The 22592-nt window shown below is 46.4% G+C and carries 11 protein-coding genes; 8 read left to right on the forward strand and 3 right to left on the reverse strand.

Annotation, left to right across the window (positions count from 1 at the left end; genetic code table 11):
- Positions 1-8 precede the first annotated feature (8 nt).
- On the forward strand, positions 9-1046 hold the full coding sequence (locus tag F3I09_RS20030; protein WP_188133884.1) for an STING domain-containing protein: 1038 nt from the start codon (positions 9-11) through the stop codon (positions 1044-1046).
- Between the two features lie 41 nt (positions 1047-1087).
- Here F3I09_RS20030 and F3I09_RS20035 read toward each other — a convergent pair whose 3' ends face one another.
- A complete protein-coding gene (locus F3I09_RS20035; protein WP_149696824.1) occupies positions 1088-1468 on the reverse strand; it encodes a helix-turn-helix domain-containing protein in 381 nt (126 codons plus the stop codon).
- A gap of 118 nt (positions 1469-1586) precedes the next feature.
- On the opposite strand from F3I09_RS20035, the gene F3I09_RS20040 reads away from it, so the two are divergent.
- The gene (locus F3I09_RS20040) at positions 1587-2570 is read left to right on the forward strand and encodes an MBL fold metallo-hydrolase (protein ID WP_149696825.1); all 984 of its coding nucleotides are present in this window, start codon (positions 1587-1589) and stop codon (positions 2568-2570) included.
- A gap of 59 nt (positions 2571-2629) precedes the next feature.
- Here F3I09_RS20040 and F3I09_RS20045 read toward each other — a convergent pair whose 3' ends face one another.
- Together F3I09_RS20045 and F3I09_RS20050 are read right to left on the reverse strand one after the other, a co-directional pair.
- Positions 2630-6847, reverse strand: a complete 4218-nt coding sequence (locus F3I09_RS20045) for an ATP-binding protein (protein WP_149696826.1) — start codon at positions 6845-6847, stop codon at positions 2630-2632.
- On the reverse strand, positions 6844-8913 hold the full coding sequence (locus F3I09_RS20050) for a CHAT domain-containing protein (RefSeq protein ID WP_149696827.1): 2070 nt from the start codon (positions 8911-8913) through the stop codon (positions 6844-6846). The genes F3I09_RS20045 and F3I09_RS20050 overlap by 4 nt, the downstream gene beginning before the upstream one ends.
- Positions 8914-9646: 733 nt before the next feature.
- Between F3I09_RS20050 and F3I09_RS20055 the strand changes: the two genes are divergently transcribed.
- The 6 genes from F3I09_RS20055 to F3I09_RS20080 all read left to right on the forward strand — a co-directional run bounded on the left by F3I09_RS20055 (position 9647) and on the right by F3I09_RS20080 (position 22586).
- On the forward strand, positions 9647-11473 hold the full coding sequence (locus tag F3I09_RS20055; protein WP_223233309.1) for a family 20 glycosylhydrolase: 1827 nt from the start codon (positions 9647-9649) through the stop codon (positions 11471-11473).
- A 161-nt stretch (positions 11474-11634) separates the two neighbouring features.
- Positions 11635-12876, forward strand: a complete 1242-nt coding sequence (locus tag F3I09_RS20060) for an AAA family ATPase (RefSeq protein ID WP_149696828.1) — start codon at positions 11635-11637, stop codon at positions 12874-12876.
- Positions 12877-12878: 2 nt separating this feature from the next.
- Positions 12879-13367 carry a hypothetical protein gene (locus tag F3I09_RS20065; protein ID WP_149696829.1) on the forward strand — a complete coding sequence of 163 codons (489 nt, stop codon included), beginning with the start codon at positions 12879-12881 and terminating at the stop codon, positions 13365-13367.
- Positions 13368-13579: 212 nt separating this feature from the next.
- On the forward strand, positions 13580-16042 hold the full coding sequence (locus F3I09_RS20070; protein WP_149696830.1) for a hypothetical protein: 2463 nt from the start codon (positions 13580-13582) through the stop codon (positions 16040-16042).
- Positions 16043-16044: 2 nt separating this feature from the next.
- The gene (locus tag F3I09_RS20075) at positions 16045-19464 is read left to right on the forward strand and encodes a DUF6603 domain-containing protein (RefSeq protein ID WP_149696831.1); all 3420 of its coding nucleotides are present in this window, start codon (positions 16045-16047) and stop codon (positions 19462-19464) included.
- A 2-nt stretch (positions 19465-19466) separates the two neighbouring features.
- Entirely contained in the window at positions 19467-22586 is a 3120-nt protein-coding gene (locus tag F3I09_RS20080; protein WP_149696832.1) for a hypothetical protein, read from the forward strand.
- Positions 22587-22592 lie beyond the last annotated feature (6 nt).

The raw sequence follows: 22592 nt of genomic DNA on the forward strand, positions 1-22592 counted from the left end.
GCAGGCATATGAAACCATATATCGTTATATTTTCCTCTTCCGGCAGCCTTCCTGTGGCAGAAGGCATTCACGCAAACCTTGTGGCCGATTTTACGATCCATCTCTGGAAAGGGGACTTCTTCGGGGATAATCATACCACTCCTTTGTGGACCTTCTTCAAAAAGCTGTTTCATTATGACTATGCTGTGATTGTATTGTCCAATGACAACATGGTATCGTACACTACCAAAGATGGTACGAAGATCAATGGTCCCAAAGACAATGTGATCTTCGAGCTGGGCGCCACTATGGCTAAACTGGGGCCACAGAAAACGATCATCCTGCTGCCAGATGAGCCGCAGGTAAAACTGCCTACTTACTTTGACGATGTAAAACCACTGGTGTTTACCTATCGTAATCAGCAGACCTATACAGACCAGGAAAAGCTGGATGCCACAGCGTCTGCAGCTAATGGGATCAGGGAGGTACTCAACAATGTTACTTTCGATTCTTTCCACTCGGAACTGCCTGCGCAGGGACTTGCGCATGCCTATCTCAATAATTTCCTGCTGTCTTTATGGAAGGTAAAACAGCCACAGGAATTGAAGATCAATGGCAGGACTTTGTTGTGGCGGCCAGAGAATGGGATCACTGTAACTGTCATCATGCCTGAAGAAATCATGGGCAGGCAGGATGCGGATGCCTTTTTAACATCACAGCAGGGTTGTTATAAGATCAGCTTTGTAGCAGATGATGGCCGGAATATTGGCATCTATGTGTTGCCGAGGGCGGATGAGCAGGCGCCGCTTCACATCCTCGATATTCCTACAACATTGTTGACTGCTCAGAACATCATTGGCCTGATCGAGCGCTTCTGGCGCGAGAAAGACAATGAAAAAGTGCCGGAAACAGATACTGATTTCATCGCCTCACTGAAAGACAAAGAGATCGTCAACTTTCGCCGCACACTGGACCATGAACTGGGCAGGAAGACCGAAAAGACATACATTATTTCCGCTGATGAAGTGCCGGCGCATATCGAAAAACTCAATGCCGGCCTACTGTAACCTACAACTGGCGGAGCAACACATCCTGTTGCCTCAATTTTTTAATACGGGTCTTTTATCACACAGTCGGCTGAGCTGCCTATTGCGGGAATACCTTCTTTCGCCATCTGCCTGTCACCCCATTGCCGCAGGTGATTAATAAAGGGGATCAGTTCCTGGCTGGTAGCCGTCAGCGTATATTCTACACGGGGAGGCATGGTATGATATACCTCTCTATGCACCAGCCCGTCTTCTTCCAGCTCCCGCAGCGTCTGGGTCAGCATCTTTGTCGTAATATCAATAATGCTTCTGCGCAGTTCCCCGTAGCGTAGTACTTTATGCAGATGCAGATACCATAGGATGCGGCCTTTATATTTTCCCCCGATCCTCCGGAACGCAAAATCTACTGCGCAAATGGGTGTATCAATACTTTTCTTAGCCATTCCTTTATTTTTTTGTCATTGAAAATCAACTATAGATACTTTTTGGTATCCAGGATACTTAAAAGTACATACTTGTTTCAAAGATACGCTCCGGATAAATTTGATGTAAATATTCAAGATGGAAAGAAGAGCTTTATTAAAGAAGATGGCCCTTATCGGCCTTGGATCTGCTTTACCGCTACACTCCCTGTTTGCCGGAAAACCCTTCGCCGGTGCAGAACGTCCTTATCACCGGTTTCAGCTGGGAGACCTGGAACTGACGGTGGTAACTGATGGGCATATTGTGATGAGCCCTGTGCAGGAGCACTTTGCTATGGATGCCCCGCAGGAAGAAGTTAATCAGCTGCTGGAGAACAACTTCCGGTCAACGAAAGCTGTTGACCTGGGTATGAACATACTGATCGTGAAAAAAGGAAAGGATATTATCCTGATCGATACAGGCGCTGGTTATGGTTTCGGCCCTGCCTGCGGCTGGTTGCCTGCTTCACTGAAAGATGCAGGGATCCATGTCAATGATGTGACACAGATCGTTATTACACATGCGCACCCCGATCATATTGGCGGACTGCTCAGCCAGGACAATAAACTGGTCTTCCCCAATGCGCAGGTGTATATATCGGCAATAGAACATCAGTTCTGGATGTCTGCTGATAAATCTGATTTCTCAAAAAGTAGATTCAGCAATAAAGAATTGCTGGCAAAGATCCTGGTATCTACAAAGAATACACTGACAGTATTGAAAGACCGCCTGCATTTATTTGATCACAAGGAAGCGTTGTTCGGTTGCATACGCCTGCAGCTGGCTGCAGGACATACACCGGGGCACACACTTGTCAGGATATTTTCCGGAAAAGAAGAGATAGTACATATTGCTGACCTGCTGCATTCAGATGTCTTGTTGTTCCCTCACCCGGAATGGGGTTTCGATGGAGATACTGATTTGAGTATGGCTGCAGCCACGAGAAGAAAGGTAATGGAGGCATTGGCGCTTGACCGGACGGCCGTATTTTCCTATCATCTGCCGTGGCCGGGTATAGGGCATATCAGGAAAAAGGCAGATGCCTATGAGTGGATAGCAGAGACTTATGCATTCCCTGCATAAACATAAAGAAGCTGCTGAGGATTGATCGGCAGCTTCTTTTTTTTCTGAGCTGGTCCGCATTAGCGAAAGGCAATATCGTCTACCGCTTTCAGGAGATCCTGCTGTGAGAATGTTTTGAGTTTGTTCTGGTCCGCCAGTGTATTGGGGGTGCCCTTAACCCATAGTTTAAGCCGGGAATTATCCAGGCTGAGGACTATGTTTGTATTGACGGGGTTAAAAGACCAGGAGCTGTAATTCACATATCCGCCGAAACGGTCCAGCGGCTTCCCGTCTTTGTCATATACCGTGAGGGTGCCCATTTCTCCTGTAATGATATAATCTCCTTTTTCAGACAATACGATCTTCCTGCTGTAGAAAATATCCCTGGCTATTCTGCTGGGTGCTTTGGGTACTCTGTACGTATACAGTACTGGCGTGGACACCATAGCAGGACTATTGACTTGTTTGCTGATCTGTTGTTGCTGGAAGTTTAGCTGTGTTGCGGAGGGATGAGCCAGAAAATAAATAGTGTTAAGGTCAGCCGCAAAACTAACAATGGAAATTTTATCAAATTCTTTTCCCAGTGGGATGATGTGCTTCTCCGATATTATTTTATTACCCGTGCTTTTCGCAATAGTTATTTCATTGTCATTCAAAACAATGAAGCCATTGCCGCCATTTCCCAGGAGAGCGTCAGGGTTCTTGTAAGATTTAATAAATCTTCCGTTTGTCAGATCATAGGCATCTATCCCTGTCTGTTTTTTCAGATAAAGTACGGTGTCATTGGAACATACCTCAATGTCATCTGTATTGTTTTTGGATGGAATATAGATAACAGCTGGTGTGTTGATATTTTTTTTGATCTGGATTTCATTGGGCGTTACCACAATGAGCCTTCCCCTGGCAGTATAAGCTACTTTCAGGAGGTTGTCATATCTTTCAGAAGATTCCCGCTGGCCATTCGTATTATACCTGTAGATGTTGTTTTTAGTTGTGATCAGGATACTGTTGTCAACGGGACTGAATTGTGTGGACAGGATTTTGGCAGGTGTGGAAACCGGCACCTCCTGATGAGTAGTAAGATCGAGAATGGTCAGGTTTTTGTCTCCCTGCTGGGCCAAAGCATATCTGCCATCATCAGAGAAGAAAGCAGAAGATACATCTTCCAGAATGAATGATTCATAAAAAGAGTTCCTCTTATTCAGTGTATCCCGGATATAGTCTCTGAGCTGCAGATTGGAGCTGTCATGTTTGAAACTTTCCAGTGCCAGCTGATAGGCGAGTGCAGGATCTGAACGTAGCAGCGTACGTGATTTAGCAAAGAAGGAAGCGTTTGTTCTGGCGTTTTTAATTTCATTGTCCTTGCGTGCTATGATGTCTAGTTGCTGCTTTAGGGAATCTGATTTGTTCTGCAGGAATTGTGAGTACGTCTTTACGGAATCGCGTGACTGTATCAGGGCAGCTCTCTGACCAAGCAATTCTTTCTGTTGTTTTTCCAGCTCTTTTCTCGTTCTTCTTTCTTTTTCGGCGGCGGAATTAGCCAGGAGACTGGACTGCAATGCCTCTATTGCTTTCTGCTGGTTAACTATGGACTGCTTTCTCACTATGCCATACACACTATCCCGCTCAGCTCTTGAAAGACTGTCCTGGTGTCTTAGAATTTTAATGCTGTCAATATATTCGAGCGACTGTTTCAGGTTATGATCGGCTTTCCTGTACTGGCTGAATGCGTAGAACGCGGCTATAGACAGAAGGAATAATCCGAGTAATGTAAACCATGTTCGTTCCTTCTGTAAACGGTTTTTAGCTTTCTCTTCTTCCAGCTTTTCCTGTAAAGCTTTTTCCTTTTCTCTCAACAGGTCTTTCTGTTTCTTTTCAAATACGATGACCTTATCTCTTTCCTCTATCAGTTCCTGCTGCCGCCTGTTCTTCCGGTCTTCCAGCTCACGGCGGCGTTGCTCACTCCTTTTTACAAAGTTGGTTTCAGCCTGATTCAACCAGTTATCGGACGACTTGAGAATATTTAAGAGGGTATCCAGCCGCGAATCGTCATGCCATAACCTCTTGGGATTCTCTTTGAACTTCTTTACTGCCTCGGAGAGGTCCTGTTGCAGATACAAGAGGTTCTTGCCGTATTGTTTTATCCAGTCACCGATAAGGTTCCAGGAGCGGATCAGGGAATCGTGTGCGGGCTCGTAGTAAACCTGTCCGCTCTCATTAGGCCCTGATACGATCAGCCGGCTGCTCACAAGGTCATTCAGTACTTTCTGTACCCGTTCATTTTCAGCAGGGCATTCATATACCAGTTCTTCCGCCAGGATTCTTTTGGAAGCTTTTTCATTGATGCTGAGAGATACCATGCGCAGCATTACGTTCTTGATAGTACGCTGGGTATCTGCATCAGAACTGGTGTATAGTTTAGATGCCCGCAGTCTTAAGCCATCCACTACACCGCCGATAGCATTGTAATGATCTTCCGTGAGGTAACCATTATTCGCACCGCTTTTTTCATATTCGATATACATCTGCTCCAGTGCGTAGGAGAGGAGCGGGAGTGTACCGTTGGACTGCATCACGTCCCGCACAATGTTGTCCACCAGGTAAACCGGTTTGTATTCCAGTCCGGCGAGATAAGCGGGTTCTGTAATAATCTCCCGGATAGCGCTTTCCATCAGATCAGGCACCGTCTTTTTGGATTCCCGCCAATTAGTGAGGGCCCGTTCGAATTCATATTCATAGTCCGAGCGTACGCTTAGTATGATCTTAAGGCTGCGTGTAGCTGGATGGGTATCTTCCACCAGTTCATTCAGCATTTTGATGAACTCCTCACTTTCCCCGGTAGCGGCCTGAGTGGTCAATTCTTCAAACTGGTCTATATACAGCAGGAATTTGCCGCCATCCAGCTCCTTTGTCTTTTTGACGATCTCCTTTCCGAATATCATGGGATGCGCGCCTGGTTCTCCCTGCAGCACCTGGTATCCTTCGTGTTTCATGGAGGGGATGATACCGGCTTTGATAATGGAGGATTTACCTGAGCCGGAAGGGCCGACTATGACCAGCAATCTTTTATCTTCAAAGAAGGCCAGCAGTTCCCGCAGTATCATACTCCTCCCGAAGAAAATAGTGGCATCCTTCTCTTCATAGGAGGGCAGGCCTTTGAAAGGATTGCCCTGTACACTCGGATGCCGGTTGCGGCCCCTGGAGGCGGCCGTTTTCTTTTGCACGATGAGCGGCACGAGGCTGTCATGGGCCAGGAAATACACTTCATTATTCGCCTCCCGGATAAACTTCACCAGTTTGCTCCGGCTCAGGGCATTCAGCCATGCTCTGGCAGTTTGCGGATCAATGTCCTGTAGGTCGTCGAGCCGTAAGGGCTGTTTGGTCTGCGACTTTGAAACAAAATGCTGCAGGAGGTACCATACCCCGCCTGCCTTTCCCCGGGATACTTTTTCCACGACGGCGTTCAGGTAACGGGCCAGCATATTCTTTCCTTCTCCGATCTCCCGGAGAATGCTCTGTGTAAAAGCAATGTCTTCACCCTGGTCTGTTTTCTCGGCGGCTTTTTCCCATGCCCAGAACAGGTAGACCTGCAGATTGGCCAGGTCCACCCGGCCTTCCGTTGCACAGTCGGCCGCTATCCTGGCGGCACAACCAAGGTGGTCGCCGTCGGGTGTCCGGATGTTGTATTTATCCAGTAGTTTGGCAATGGAGTCCGTGGCATCCGGAATGCTCATCGGCTCAATTTTCACAGAAGCTTTGAAGACGGGTACACCCGAATCCTGCAATATTTTCAGATGCCCGTGATATTCCTCCCGGAGCACCAGGATGATCTTACATTGTATATCGTTGTTGAGAATATCCTTTATTGTGCTTATAAAGCCCTGAATTTCGCCGTTGTTCCCGAAGATGAATAATTCCTCCAATTGATCGAAAACGAGAAATATGGGCTTAAAATGCTTTAAATAGATCTTCCGGATCAATTCGGGGATGGAGGCCGGTTGTCCGGTACCGGTTTCACCTGCTTCCTGCTGCAGGGTACTGACCAGGCTTTCTGCCATGTTATTCTTTCTCAGAATCCAGATAGCGTGCCAGTCCGTCCTTTTGAACTTGTTGGCCAGTCCGCACTGAATAAGGCTGGTTTTACCCACACCGGACATACCGTAGATCAGTATGACGCTGGCGGCAAAGGACAGGTTGTATAAGTGATCTATCTCGGTGGTGCGGCCACCCCAGATGTCTTTATCTTCTTTGGTGTAAGATTCCAGCAGTTTGAAGGGATTTTCTATCGGGGTGCTCATGGTTCACTGTTTATAGGAGTTGGACTGGATACGGTAACAGTGGTAGCGGCAAGTTTAGACCTGTAATACAGGAATTCCGCATGCAGCTGCAGCAGCCTGTTAGTGATCCTGTTCTTCTCCCGGTCAGTTTTATTGGTCATTTCCTCAATAAAACGAATGGTTGTTTTGGTGATAGTAGCGGCGCCCAGTTCTATCTCATTTATTTCTGGCAGGATGTGGATCTGCCTTTCACCGCTGGTCAGGCTTTTGTAGACGACACCATTTCCTTCCGTGTAGTTGTAGAAATAGAGGTCCACACCATCAAACTCACACAGCACATTTTTATCGATGAGGAAAGGAGAGAGGGACAGGTATTCAAACATCCTGTAAATCTCCTTTACCAGTATGACAGAATAAGATTCGGCATATTCCGGCAGGGATTGCAGTTCAAGCACTTCCATCCTGTCGGATATACGTTGTTCCAGCAGCAGGTATTTGTGGAAATAGGTCTTGGCCAGCAGGTTCCTTTTCCGGATGGCTTCCACATTCTTGATCACCACCATCTTGTACTGCAGGATGAAGAACAGTTCTTTCAGCAGATTGATCAGGCCCTGTTCTATCAGTTTGCAGTGATGGATATAGGCTGCAGCCGTATTCAGGGTTGGCATTTTCGCCTTGATACCCTTGATGAGCATATGAGAGTTGAAGAAGTTATTCTCGTAGGTATTGACGTTTTTAACGTTCAGGTATTCCTTTACAAATGCGTCTATTCCTGTTTCATTCTCCAGGTTCTTTTTCAGTACCTGTCCGATCACTTCAATGAAAGAAGTATAGTCGAAATCTTCCACGTTCTCTTTGGTGAGTCTGAAATAGCTCAGGATGATCTCCTTTTGTATCGGATTCATCTCCATTGTCTTTCCATTCTTTTCTTTCAGGCCATATACTTCAAGCAGATCGGAGAGGATGGTGGATGCAGCCAGCTTGACCAGTATTTCATAGAAGTTGATCTGCAGTTCAAGGAATTCGTTGTAATCTTCCTCCGTCAGCAAATTTTCCTTACTGAAGGAATACATCCTTCGCAGTAAGCTGCCGAGGGGTAGGGGGAAGGTGTTAATGAGTTTGTCCGCAATATCACTGAGGCTCTGCGGATCTTTTATATAAGCCGTATACAGGTCGTTGATCTCTTTCAGCTGGTTATTCCGCCTGTTAAACTTGTCATTGATGTTTTCCACTTCGATCAGCACCTCTTTGGCGGAGATATCAGGCTTTTCATACAAGGCTTCTATCAGGTGATCCTTTTCTTTGGCAAGGCCAGCGTACAGGCGGCTGGCATTAGAGGCCAGTGCCCGGATCAGTTCATCATTGGGTGCATATTTCTCCTTGTCGTCATATTTCTCATTTAAGTACTGGGTGATGGACCACTCATCCGCCAGGGCATCCTTGTAATAAATACCCCAGGGGAACTGACCGCTGTTGTCGTCTTCCGGTTCATCATCCATAACGGCTGCCCGTTTGGTACCTATATAACGGTTAGTGCCTTTAGGGAACAATGCAAAATGTTCGCCCGAGAGCACGAAAGTTTTGGCGAAGTCAAATGCTTTGCCGATCTGCCATGACTTGGTCAGGGCGGTATAGAAATAAATGGAAAAATCAGCGGCTACCTTGTCGTATACCGGCCGGTGGGTACCGATCACGATGGGAACTCCCTTGTTGGGATGGGTGGCATCGGGAGTATGCAGTACGTCTATGATCTCTTTGGAGGCGCAGGCATTGAGAAAGACGAGTTTCAGGTTGGGGGCGAGGTTTAATAATTCTGCGAGCCCTTCTTTCCTGAATTGTCCGTCTTTCTCGAAGAAGAGGGCCAGGCTGTTCCCGTGTCCTGAGAAGTGCAGGATCTCAATATCGGGACCGTGATCGGCGAAAAAGTGGAACATGTCATCCTTGGTGGCTCTGATCAGGACTTCCGGACTAAGGTACTTTTTAATATTTCCGAAGTTAGTGTTGATCTCTTTGATTTCCTGCTCGACAAATTGTAACGGTCCTTCCTTCATATCGTTGGCGTATGCCAACAGTGCTAATCTGGACATCTTTTGTTGTGTTTAACCGGCGTTGTGAGGATAGATCTGGGGTATGTTTCTGCTATTTATCTGGGGTATATGATATCGCTTTGTCCTTCTATGCTACATTTCAATCTCTCATAACTTGTTTGTTATTTCTAATATGCTAGTATTAAGTTAAGGAAAATAATCACGATGAAAAAATATTAATATGAGGGTACTGTACAAACAGAGGGACCCCTGGCGGGGTCTATTGCCGCGGATGATTCCGTATTGGTAATACGCTTTTGACATGCCTTTGATATGCCCTTACCATGCCTTTACCATGCCTTTGGGTTGGACTTGTGACGATTCCGGGCCGGAGTTTTCGTGGCAGAAATAGGGTCCGGCTTCGGTTGAGATTCGCTCGACCCATAGTGGAGTTCTATATCTATAGGCGCTCTAGTCCTGCATTACACCAGCCGTTCTATAGCCAGGGCTATAGAGCAGTGCCTACAATGCTATAGTAGAGTGCCTATAGGCTATAGCCTCCAGCGAATCTGACAGGGGTACTTCACCCTATCCGCAGGATATTTATGGGATGAACGGCTTTGATGGCCATTAATTTCTTACTATATTGTCCGATAGCTCAGCCAGTTACGGAAAACCAGTGTAAAAACTATCAGTGTTTGGATAATATTATGCTATAAGGAGGATATATTCCACGTTACAGGTACTAAACTTTTCATGTTCACAATTGAATCTCGTAAACCAATAAAACAGGATGATGTTAAAAAGAATCGCTTCTATCTTATTGCTATCGTTAGGGGTTAGCGGTGCCTATGCGCAGCAGGGAAACTATTCCTTAATACCCAAACCCGTATCTATGCAACCCGCCAATGGCAGGTTCGATCTTGGTCCGCAGACGGTTCTGGTAGCACAGAGTGACGCCGCCAGGAAAAATGCAGAACTTTTCAATGACTTTCTGTGGAACCGTTATGGTATCCGTCTTACTGTGGCTCATGATGCCAAAGGAAAGGCGATCGTACTGGAAGAACAGAACGATACCACCGAGGCGTATAGCCTGACAGCAGGAATCGACAAGGTGACCATCAAAGGGGGCAGTATTGGCTGCTTTTATGGCCTGCAATCCCTCCTGCAACTGATCAACGTACAGAACGGCAGCCTGGGGATACCGGCAGTGGTTATTTCAGATAAACCCGAGTTTGGCTACCGCGGTGTAATGATCGACGTAAGCAGGCATTTCTTCTCCCTGGATGAAATGAAAAAGATCGTGGATGTGATGGCCTACTTTAAATTCAACAGGCTGCACTGGCACCTGACTGACGATCAGGGATGGCGCCTGGAGATCAAAAAATATCCTAAGCTCACACAGGTATCCGCATGGCGTGATTCTACCATCCTGGGACAGTATGGCGATTTCAAGCCCTTTGTATATGATAGTGAAAAACACGGCGGCTATTACAGCCAGGAAGAAGCCCGTGAACTGGTAAAGTATGCCGCTGACCGTAAGATCACGATCCTGCCGGAAATAGAGCTGCCTGGTCACAGTACGGCTGTATTGGCGGCTTATCCGCAGTTGGGTTGTAAGGATACCACTTACCAGGTGCCTGGTTACTGGGGTGTGCATTATGCTATCTTATGTCCGAAAGAAGAGACTTTTAAATTCCTGGAGGATGTGCTGACAGAAGTAATGGCGATCTTCCCGAGCCAATACATCCACATCGGCGGAGATGAAGTGCCGAAAGAACATTGGCAGCAGTCTAAATTCGCACAGAGCGTGATCAGCAAACAGAAGCTGAAAGACGAACACGAGCTACAGAGCTATTTCATTTCCCGCATTGAAAAATTCCTGAACAAGAACGGCAGACGTCTTGTAGGCTGGGATGAGATCCTGGAAGGCGGTTTAGCGCCTAATGCTACCGTGATGAGCTGGAGAGGAGAGAATGGCGGTATTGCTGCGGCTAGAATGGGACATGATGTGATCATGACGCCTAACAGTCACCTGTATATTGACCACTACCAGGCTAAAGATAAAACTACAGAGCCTACCGCTATCGGAGGTTTCCTGCCACTGGAAAGAGTGTACAGCTACCATCCGCGTCCTGATTCCCTGACGCCTGATCAGCAGAAATATATTTTGGGCGTACAGGCTAACCTGTGGACAGAGTATATCGGCACCAACAATAAACTGGAATATATGCTGTTCCCACGTATACTGGCTTTATCTGAAATTGCCTGGACAGCGAGGGATAAACAGAACTATGATGAATTCTCTACCAGAAGACTGCCTGCACGTTTGCAGGAGCTGGAAGAGATGAAGTATTTCTATCGTATTCCTGAGGCTAAAATCACCTTCGCGAATAATGCATCTGGCAGAAGGACTGCAGAGATCACGCCTTTCGTAGCGAACAGCTTAGTATATTATACGCTGGATGGTCATAAACCTGATCAGACAGGCAATCTGTATAACGGGCCTGTTACGTTGGCGGTGCCGGGTGGAAAACCAATGGTGTTGAATTATATTATTGTGACGCCAGGTGGAAGAGTGAGCAATATGTTCAGTGTGCCGTTGCAGGAAGGGAAATAAAGAGCGTTAATTAATAAAGAAGCAGGATGTCTCAGCTAATGGGGCATCCTGTTCGTTTATACGGAATCTTTAAATCCAGTATTATAGTCTTATTTTCTGTAGATTTGTTGAAACAAAGGTAAAGTAGGGATCTGCTTATCAAAACATTTTAGGATTAGACAATGAGTAGAATCAGAATAAAAAATTTTGGCCCTATTAAGGAAGGTTTGCTCGATAATAATGGCTGGATTGAAGTAAAAAAGGCTACTGTCTTTATAGGTAATCAGGGTTCAGGTAAAAGCGCAGTTGCAAAACTGATATCGACTTTTACCTGGATTGAAAAGGCGTTGGTGCGAGGTGATTATGATAAAAAGTGGTTTGAACGCAAAAATAAACTCCAAAACCAGTACCTGAAGTATCACCGTCTGGAAAACTACTTACAGGTAAAAGGAGATAATAAAACTGAAATAGAATACCGGGGAGATGCTTATTGGATAAAATACGTTGATGGTTCTTTAAGTATCAATGAAACGTCAGGGTCTTCTTATTCGCTTCCCCAGATAATGTATGTGCCTGCCGAAAGGAATTTTATTGCTTATGTTAAAACTGCCAAAGAATTAAAGCTTTCTTCAGAATCCCTCAAAGAATTCCTTACCGAATTTGAGAATGCGAAAGATGCTATGAAGGGGCATGTGAAACTTCCAATAAATAATTCCGATATTGAGTATGATAAATTAAACGATACATTGAATCTTAGGGGCGATGGATATAAAACTAAATTAACCGATGCTTCCAGTGGATTCCAATCACTGGTGCCTTTATTCCTCGTGTCAGATTTTCTGGCAGTTTCTGTGAAAAAGCAAAGCGATAAGGAGCCTATGAGCAGTGATGAATTGCAAAGATTCAAGAAAGGAATAGTAGACATTTGGGCGAATACATCTCTTACCGATGAACAGAGGAGGATTGCTCTTTCTGCTCTTTCTTCAAAATTCAATAAAACCGCGTTTGTAAATATAGTAGAAGAACCAGAGCAGAATCTTTTCCCTTCTTCGCAATGGCAGGCGCTTCAGTGTTTGCTTGAGTTTAATAATATGAGTGATGGGAATAAATTGATAATAACCACACACAGTCCGTATATTATTAACTTTTTAAGTATTGCTATCCAGGCCGATTATTTAAGGGACAAAATTATTGAAGCAAAAAAACAAAATGAATTTTTACCCAGACTTGAGAAAGTCGTTTCAGGCAAATCACTGATATCTTCAGCGTCAGTGATAGTATACCAACTGAATGAGGTTGATGGAACTATTAAAACACTCTCTGCTCCCGAGGGCATTCCAACTGATAAAAACTATCTGAATGATATGTTGAGGGAGGGGAACAATCTTTTCGATACATTATTAGAAATAGAAGAAGAAATATAAGTATGGACTTTTTTAATACTGCTTGCCAGGAACCATCGTTCCGGCATACATTATTTGGAATATGTGACGATCAGGATGGAGGTAAAGCTTTTACCGATACAGAAGATCCGTCAGAATGGGTCGCAACTGTTAAGAATGATGATCAAAAACTGTTAGTATTCACAGCTATTGATAAATGTGTTATCAAAGACAATGAAGAGAACGATAGAGGTCGTTGTGATGCAATGTTGACTTCAGACAATATTCTATACCTCATCGAACTCAAGGATGCCACTTCTCACTGGCAAAAGGGGGCTGTGGATCAGTTGGCATCAACAATTGAAATTTTACAGGAGAACCACGATATAAGTGGCTTTAAACATAAAAAAGCCTTTGCCTGCAATAAAAGACGTCCACGGTTTCAGGAAATCGATAATGAACTTAATCTTAGGTTTTACAGAAAATACGGTTTCAGAATTGACATCCAGGCTGAAATTATCATCGCTAAATAGAAACGAAGGAACTGAGCCTTCAGCTACGCTCACCCAAAAAAAATCCCCAAAATTACCATTTCTTCAAAATTCTATATAGATTTATACTGTAAAACCTAGTGTTACTAACACCCCAATAAAATACATTTCCGCGTTTGACCCCAAAAATCAATCGCTCAATACATATTTACTGAACCAGTGAGGCTGCATTAATTGCTTAATAAATTTAATGTATGGCTGCATTACCCCAGATACTGGCAGGACCCATCCTGCGAAGAGTAGAACCCCGTTTGGTGACTATCTGGATGGCGTTCTCTGAACCACAGCATGTCGAGTTGCACTTATGGTCTGAAATCATCAAGACCCAGAAGACGAGCACTGTATATGAACCGGAGATACCGCCGGATTATACCTGTACGACTGACACGCAACGGATAGGTACCCATTTTCACATTGCCTTTATTACACTGAATATTGAGGCGCCCAAGTTACCACTGGTGCCGAATCAGGTGTATTGCTACAATGTCCGGTTTACAGATACTAATTCAAGTACCCTGCGCGACCTGAAGTCAGAAGGCTTGTTTGCTGACCAGACCAACCCCACAACCTCCCGCTTCTCCAATATGGCCATCGGGTTCAAAGAAGGACAGTTGCCTTCCTTCTCGCTATCTCCCACTAACCTGGAAGATCTGATCATTATGCATGGCTCCTGCAGGAAGATGCATGGTATCGGGAAAGACGGACTGGCCTCGATGGACTTTCTCATCGGGAGTTATATCAACGAGCCGAACAAGCGTCCTCACCAGCTCTTTCTGACGGGCGACCAGATCTATGCGGATGATGTGCCTATGATGGTACTGCCCTGGTTGTCCCGGCAGGGAAAGGCATTGTTCGGGGATGATTTTGATGAAAAGATCACCGTTAGCAATAGCAAAACTGCCAGCGGTACACTGACCAATTTTCCGCCCAATCTGCGTCGTACCATCATGAAAGAATCTGCGAAGTTCACCAGTGATGACGATGACAGCCACCTCATTGCCTTTCATGAGTTCGTGGCCATGTACCTTTTCTCTTTCAGCAACCACCTCTGGCCGACGGAACTGGCCAATATAAAGGAAGATATCAGCGAGGGCGCTATGGATACCATCTTCGCTGACCTCATGAGCATGATAGATGATAGTGCCGGTGACATGCGCGATTTCCTGATGAATGCCGAAGAAAAGGAGATGTTCAATCACACCTCCAATGAAAAGCGGGATAAGTGGGAGAAACAGATGAAAAGGATGTTCAGGAAAGAGCTGAAAGCCGTGATAGAGTTTAGAGATAACCTGCCCCGTATATCCAGGATACTCGCCAATGTGCCGGTATATATGATACTGGACGATCATGAAATTACGGATGACTGGTACATGACCCGCGACTGGCGCGACCAGGTGCTGAGCCACCCTATGGGCGTGAATATTATCAGGAACGGGCTGATGGCCTATATACTGTTCCAGGGCTGGGGAAATGATCCGAAGAGCTTTGAATCGGGCGATAAAGCTACTTTACTGACGCAGATAAAACAGGTGGCTGCTCCGGGAAACACTGAAGGGCCTTCGCTGGGCGTAGCTAATGCTATTGATGCCTTGTTGGGCTTTGATGGTAATGTGCCCAAGGTAAAACTGCACTTTAATGTACCTACAGGACCCACTACTACTTATGTGCTTGACACACGTACAAGGAGGGTGTATGAAACAAGACATGGCAGTCCGGGATTAATGTCGCCGGATGCTTTGCTGGAACAACTGCCCACCGTACCACCGCCACTGGGAGCGGAAGTGGTGTTCATTGTATCTCCTGCACCGGTGCTGGGACTGGCCATATTTGAGGAATTGATACAACCACTCATGAGTTCCATCAAAAGTAATGTATATGCGGATACGGAAGCCTGGGCATTGAACTATGCTGTTTTTGAAAGCTTCCTTGCCACCATACAGAAATTAAAAAAGGTAGTGATCCTTTCAGGGGATGTGCATTTCGGATTGAGTACCGTGATGGATTATTTCAAGGGCGCAGAAAAGACAAGGATCGTACAATTGGTCTCCAGTGCGCTGAAAAATGAATCGGATAAGCTGGGTAACCAGCACATTCTCATCAGCGGAAGGTTGCAGCAGTTGCAGTCAGCCGCCTACTTCCCTTCTGAAAGACTGGGTTGGATGAACAAGATGGTGAACGTGAATGGAAGTATTTCTCCGAGGAATGAAATGCGCCGGCACAAGAACCCGGTAGTGCTCTCGCCGCAAGGCTGGTTCCCCGGGGCGACTGTTACGCCGGCAGCGGATTGGTCGTGGCGACTGGACATCCTGAGAGATGAACGGCCAGATACAGATACCGTAGGTGCCAGGCCGGAAAAGATCCGTATTGATACGATCACGCCGGATATTAACCTCGCTTCTGCTCCTTCTGTCAAGGATGGCTATGAAAAAGTAGTATCCAGGCACCAGGAAGCTTTTGAGAATAATATCGCCAGGAGAGTGGTATGGTCGTCCAATATAGGCCTTGTGAAAATTAAGAAGGATGCCGGCAAGCTGTCTGTTGAACACCAGTTCTGGTACCGTTTGCCGGACGATGACCTGTATGAGGAGCCTGCCTGTTACACAATGCATACTACCTCTCTGGAACCAACTTCAGATACACCCCCACAACTTAGCTGACCATGGCTGAAAATAAAAACCTGCTGCAACAATATGTGAAGGTCGCCCGGGACATACTAAATCCTTTTGTGGAAATGCTCGGCGGTACGCTGGAAGACAGGAAAGAAGGACTGGCCTCTCTCGGCCTGGATCCTTCCTTTGCAAATTCATCTCCTGCCGTTCCTGCTGCAAGCCTGAATAGTATCAACCAGTACGTAGAAAAGTCGGCCGACGAGGTCGATGAAATAGCCTTCTTTGCTGTGCTGGAAGACCTGATACAGATATCAGCAGTCATCAAAGAGTTCTTCGAGGCGGCTTCCGCCGGCAATCCTAACCTGACTGCCAGCGAGCTCACTACCTCATATATGAACCTGCTGACCCTGAACTATTTCCGTTTAAGGGCGCCCGTGTTCTTTAAGGTGATGTCCATTATTGAAAATGTGGACCAGCAATCCGTCAGATCGGGCGGTATCCTGAATCTCTTTGGCGCTATCGGTAAGTTCTTTGAGAATGTAGGAGAGGGCTTTAAACTGGAAAATGAAGATCATGCACGCAACCTGTCAGACACGATGTTGTTTGTAGGCGGTGTAGGCCTTACATTGCTGAATAAGTTATTCTTCCACTTTAGTATTCCTTTAAGCGTAGATGCCGCCTATGGTTATGATACTTATCCTGCCTCTACCAGTCCTAATGCGGACATACTCTCGCAACGGACACTCAGTTTCTCTATCAAACATGAAGCTGACACCCTTGAAAGTAAGCTGACCAATACATTGGTGCTGGTGCCGCTTAGTCAGCAGGGAAAGGCCGCTGTAATGGATATTACGGGGGAAATAAAGATTGACCTGGACCTTGGTAATCACTGGAAATTTACTTTCGATACCGGCGGACTTGGTATCATATTCCGTGTAGGTGAAGGGGCAGATGCATCTCTTGCCACCAACCCTTTTGTGGAAATGATATTGGAGAATAATACGGATGACGTCACGAAGGGTACGCTCTTCGCTAACCCCGTGATGAAGTTTGGCTACGGAAGAGTAAAGACAAGTATCAGGTTCTCCAAAGACGATATTGAATTCAAGTTCAAGCCAACGCTGGCCTTCGAGTTCGGAAGAGGTACAAAGACAAGTTTCCCCTTCACGCTGATCCCCAAAAAGGGATTGGACCAGAAGTTTGATATAGCGATCGGGATCAGCCAGAAGAAAGGGTTCTTCCTGGATGGCGGCGCCAACGGATTTACAATAGCGCTGCCAGTATATGCTACATTGGGACCTGTCAGCTTTGATGTGATCACGCTTGCTTACTCCTCCGACGAGGCTACCAAAGAAAAACAGATAGAGGTATCTATCAGTTTCAAGCTGAAGATAGGTAGCGTGATTGCTGCTACCGTGTCCCGCACTGGTGTACTGGCCAAATTAAATAAGAATCCCAATGGTGAAGGCGCCATTGCAGGTTACGATATTGACTTTTCCTTCAAACCGCCTAATGGCATCGGTGTAGCGGTGGATGCCGGCGTGGTGACAGGCGGTGGTTATCTCTATTTCGATTCCAAAGCAGGGGAATATTTCGGTGCACTGGAATTGTCGTTCAAGAACCTATTTACATTTAAGGCGGTTGGTATCATCAACACCAAAATGCCGGATGGTAGTGAAGGATATTCTCTGCTGATAATAGTCACGGCTTCCGGTTTCAGCTTCCAACTGGGCTTCGGATTTACATTGAATGGACTGGGTGGTTTACTTGGGTTGCACCGTACTATCAAAGTAGATGTGCTGGTAGATGGTTTAAAGACCAATACGCTGAAAAGCATTCTTTTCCCGGAAGATGTGGTGGCCAATATCAACCGTATTATCAGTGATCTGAAACAGGTGTTCCCTATACAGCAGGATCATTTTGTAGTTGGGCTGATGGCCAAGATAGGATGGGGCACCCCTACGCTGGTAACGCTGGACCTGGGCGTGATCGTTGATTTCCCTGATCCAAGGGTGGTGATACTGGGTGTGCTGAAAGCAACCCTGCCTACAGAAGATGCAGCCGTATTAAAATTGCAGATCAATTTTGTCGGTATTATTGATATTCCGAACGGCTTTATTTTCTTCAGAGCAGACCTGTACGATTCGAGGTTGCTTGTATTTACGCTGACTGGTAGCCTGGCGTTGCTGGTGGCATGGGGAGACAATGCCACTTTTGCCTTGAGTGTGGGCGGATTTCATCCTGACTTCCATGATATACCTTCCATTCCGCAGTTGCCTAATGGGTTTAAGAACCTCGATCGTTTGGGTATTAGCCTGCTCTCGGGAGAGAATCCGCGTATTACCATCCAGTGCTATTTTGCTGTTACTTCCAACACCGTGCAGTTCGGGGCTAAAGCTGAACTGTATGCCGAGGCAGCGGGATTTAATGTATATGGCTACCTGGGATTTGATGTGTTGTTCCAGTTCGATCCTTTTCATTTTGTTGCAAAGCTCTATGCTGGTCTGGCGCTCAGGCACGGTACATCAGTCATTAAAGGCATTACCCTGTCCGGTGAACTGAGTGGCCCTAAGCCATGGGATGTGAAAGGAGAGGCCAGCTTCAGCATACTTTTCTTCGATGTCAGCATCGGGTTCCATGTTACCTGGGGAGATGATGCTGATGCAGTGTCCAAAATTACGGAAGACCTGCAGCAGCTGATGATCAGCGAGATCAATAACAATCAGAACTGGCAGGCTGTTATCCCGGATAATAATCAGCTGCATGTAAGCGTAAAAGACCTGAAACTGATACAACCGGAAGAGACACCTTCTCCCAATATCGTCATTCATCCGCTGGGTGTACTCACCTTTAGTGAAAGAGTATTGCCCATGGAAGTGACTATACAGAAATTCGGCACCAGGGTGCCAAAAGATGTTGACTTGTTCAAGATCAATGGTGTGAAGAGCGGTACCACCAACTTGTCTTATGATGCCGCTACGGAAAGGTTTGCGCCTGCAAATTTCTTCAACCTCAAGGATAATGAAAAGCTTTCCCGCCGTTCTTTTGAAACAAATGTAAGCGGCTGTAAGGTGACTGCTTCGGCTGACCTGAGTATAGCTCCGGCTGTTAACAAGAGTGTTGATTATGAACTGAGCTACCTCCGGAAGAAACGGTTCATGTTATTCTTCGCGGGCATCTATAAATATTCGAAGTCGCTCTTCAGAAGCAATCTGAAAGGCAATGCGGTGGCCAAATCAAAAATGTCCTATGCTACCAATCGTCAGTCGGTCAATGCACCGGAGGCTGTAAGTGTACAGAAGGACCAATATGTGGTGGCCAATGTCAGTGATATGAAGGCGCATAGTGCAGGCATGGTGGCCAACAGTTATGCGGAAGCCGTCGAAATGTATAATACGCTTACCGCAAAGCAACCTTCGCTGAAAAATAAAGTGCAGATCTTATCTCAGTATGAAATAAACAACAATTAACCATGAGTGTAGAAATCGCCAGATACCAGTTCCATGCATGGTCAAGAAGAGGTATTTCCGCCAATATTATCGAACCTGATGATCTTGGTGCAGGAGCAGCTGCGGTAAAGGAGCGGGCAGAAATTCCCATTTCAGTCACACTCAATACAACGAGCGTTCCCAAAAACTTCTCCCTGATAGGACCAGGCGATATTATTGGTATTAAAGACGAGATGATCGTTCGTACGGAGCCCCTGAACTGGATCACCAATTTCGAACCCAACTACCTTGCGTTCATAGAATTTTACGATGAGGATTTTGCCTGGCGTTATACACCGGCATCTCCTGCGGGCAACAGGTTAAGACCCTGGCTGTTCCTCCTGGTAGTGAAGGAAAATGAGTTTGAGAGAACGAAAAGAAAGCTGCCGTTGCCTTCTGTCAATATCAATGCAAAGGATGCGTTCCCGCCCTTCAAAGATACCTGGCTGTGGGCACATGTGCACAGCGATGCAGATATACCTGACAGTGAGTTATCTGACTATGAGCAATTCCTGTTATCACTGAATAAAACGGTCAATAGTGATCCGGACCAGTTGTTCTGCCGGTTGATGAGTCCGCGAAAGCTGGAGGCGAACACAAAATACTATGCATTCCTGGTGCCTGCGTTTGAAACAGGAAGGCTGGCAGGACTAGAGCTGCCTACTGCCAATGTGGTAGCCCAGCTGCCTTCCTGGGACGATAACGGCGCAAAAGGAGAGATACCTGTTTACCACGAATGGTTTTTCCAGACGGGTACCAACGCTGATTTCGAATCGCTGGTAAAGCTGCTGGAACCAAGGGCTATGGACCCGAGAGTGGGCATCCGTGATATGGACGCTTCCAGGCCTGGTTTTGTAAGGGCAGAAGACAATACGCAGGAAATTCCTGGCACGCAGCCAGCTATCCTCGGACTGGAAGGTGCATTGAAATCACCCACTACGGTATCAACTGTTTTTCCTGATCCGCCGGCTAGTGAGTTCCAGGTGGAGCTGCAGAAAATAGTGAATCTGCCGGCCATACAGGCGGCTGATCTCACGCAGGACCCCATCGTGTCTGTACCGCTGTATGGCGGCAAACATGCAAAGAAATCTGCAGCAGATGTAGTGCTGCTGGATGTCAGTAGGAAGACCTGGGTAAATGAACTGAACCGCGACCCGCGCACACGTGTGCCCGCGGGCTTCGGGACGCGGGTGATCCAGAAAAACCAGGAAACCTATATGCAAAAGGCATGGTTGCAGGTGGAAAGGATCATTGAGGCAAACCGGTATATAAAAGCCAGCCGGTTTTTCATGCAGGTTACTTTCTGGTTTACACAGAAAACATTCTCAAAGCTGCCTGATAATGTGCTGATGGCCGTAACCAAACCAGTGCATACACGCGTAATGGGTAGTCCCACGACCATCTATCAGCAGATCAGCGACAGTATATTGCCAACAACTGTATTCTCCGGAGCTTTCAGAAGGTTGCTAAGGCCTAATGGCAAACTGGTAAAAAGACTGACAGCAAACGGTCCGCTGGTATACAATGATCTTGTTACTAAGATCAACGACGGCACTTTAACTGCCGCTCCGCCTAAAAAGATCCCGGCAGGCCTGCCCAATACAAAGGATTTCTCGGATAAGATCTTCCCTTACCAGCTGAGTCACCTGGTGTTGTGGCTATTGAAAAACAGCCTGCTCGCAGTGATCATATTGGTAGTACTCTTGCTGTTATTGATGTTCATTACAGGAGCATACCTGACCTTTGCCGTACTGATTGTGGCGGTGGTAGCAGCATATATTGCATTGAGCCGTATGCTGAAAAGCAGGAGGGATGATGAAGCAGCGGCTGAAGCATTGGATGATCCTTTCAAAGCAGCGGACGAGTTAAAAGATATACCTGCAAAGCCCAATTTCACGCTGACATTGAGTGATGAAACTGTTACGCCCGGGCCCACGCCTACGACGCCCGGTGCTGATAGTGTGGAGGCACAGCACTTCAGAGTAGCAATGAAGGACTTCCTGGACAGAATGGTGTTACAGGCGCCCGACCCTGTACGTGCGTCGGTAGATCTGGGTAACGCAAACACGAAATTGCGTGATGCCATCAATCCTTACAGCGCGTATCCTCAGCGACTCAACAGGCTTATCAGGTTTCCCTCTTACATAAAGCTGGATGTACCGGAGAAGATCTTCCCGGCCATGGCTTATCCCGATTTCGAAGACCCCATGTATAAAGGGCTATGCGATATTTCGAATGAATTGTTGCTGCCTAACCTGAAGCTGATACCGGAGAATACTATTTCATTGCTGAAAACAAACCAGCCATTTATAGAATCCTATATGGTAGGACTGAACCATGAAATGGGGCGCGAGTTGTTATGGCGGGAATATCCTACAGATGAACGGCCCAGCAGTTTCAGGCAGTTCTGGGATGTAAAAGGTATCATCCGCCCAAAGACGGGAAAATCTGAAGCAGAACTGACGGAAGAATACAAGGATATCAAGCCTATTCATACATGGCCTGTCAGCAGTGTGCTGGGGCGTCATAACAACCGGGATGCAGAAGGTGATGCTGAGCAGTTAGTACTGGTGGTGCGGGGCGAGCTTTTAAAGCGTTACCCCAACACATTGATATTTGCGCAGAAAGCTATTGCAGGAGCAACGCCTGACGATGATCCTGTAATTGACCTTGACCTTTCCGATACGGAGTTTGAAACACAACTGAAGTTCCCGCTATATAAAGCAGAAATAGCACCGGATATTAAGTTCTTCGGCTTCGATCTTACTATAGAACAAGCCAGGGGTACGGACCTTACTCCCGGTTTTACTGATCACCTGGGATGGTTCTTCATCCTGCAGGAAATACCCGGAATGCCCAGGTTTGGTATGGACATTTCCTTTAACCAGGGAAGTGATGGTTTATCGTGGGATGATCTGGCCTGGACAAACCTTGATCCCGGCACAAAGTTCATCACTGCAGGTACAAAACCTACTATTCCGCTTCCTGCGCCGGAACTTAACAAATGGGGAACGGATGCTGCGAACATGGCATTTATCCTGTTTCAGAAACCGAGTATGGTGGCCGTACATGCAAAGGAAATGCTGGAAAAGGTCGATGCATAAAAATAC

Origin of the sequence: Chitinophaga sp. CF418 (assembly GCF_900142925.1) — a bacterium.
Lineage (GTDB): Bacteria > Bacteroidota > Bacteroidia > Chitinophagales > Chitinophagaceae > Chitinophaga.

Coding starts and splice junctions, on each gene's coding strand:
- F3I09_RS20070 (WP_149696830.1), top strand. CDS start 13,580: ATGGCTGCATTACCCCAGATACTGGCAGGACCCATCCTGCGAAGAGTA.
- F3I09_RS20055 (WP_223233309.1), top strand. CDS start 9,647: ATGATGTTAAAAAGAATCGCTTCTATCTTATTGCTATCGTTAGGGGTT.
- F3I09_RS20075 (WP_149696831.1), top strand. CDS start 16,045: ATGGCTGAAAATAAAAACCTGCTGCAACAATATGTGAAGGTCGCCCGG.
- F3I09_RS20035 (WP_149696824.1), bottom strand. CDS start 1,468: ATGGCTAAGAAAAGTATTGATACACCCATTTGCGCAGTAGATTTTGCG.
- F3I09_RS20050 (WP_149696827.1), bottom strand. CDS start 8,913: ATGTCCAGATTAGCACTGTTGGCATACGCCAACGATATGAAGGAAGGA.
- F3I09_RS20060 (WP_149696828.1), top strand. CDS start 11,635: ATGAGTAGAATCAGAATAAAAAATTTTGGCCCTATTAAGGAAGGTTTG.
- F3I09_RS20030 (WP_188133884.1), top strand. CDS start 9: ATGAAACCATATATCGTTATATTTTCCTCTTCCGGCAGCCTTCCTGTG.
- F3I09_RS20040 (WP_149696825.1), top strand. CDS start 1,587: ATGGAAAGAAGAGCTTTATTAAAGAAGATGGCCCTTATCGGCCTTGGA.
- F3I09_RS20080 (WP_149696832.1), top strand. CDS start 19,467: ATGAGTGTAGAAATCGCCAGATACCAGTTCCATGCATGGTCAAGAAGA.
- F3I09_RS20065 (WP_149696829.1), top strand. CDS start 12,879: ATGGACTTTTTTAATACTGCTTGCCAGGAACCATCGTTCCGGCATACA.
- F3I09_RS20045 (WP_149696826.1), bottom strand. CDS start 6,847: ATGAGCACCCCGATAGAAAATCCCTTCAAACTGCTGGAATCTTACACC.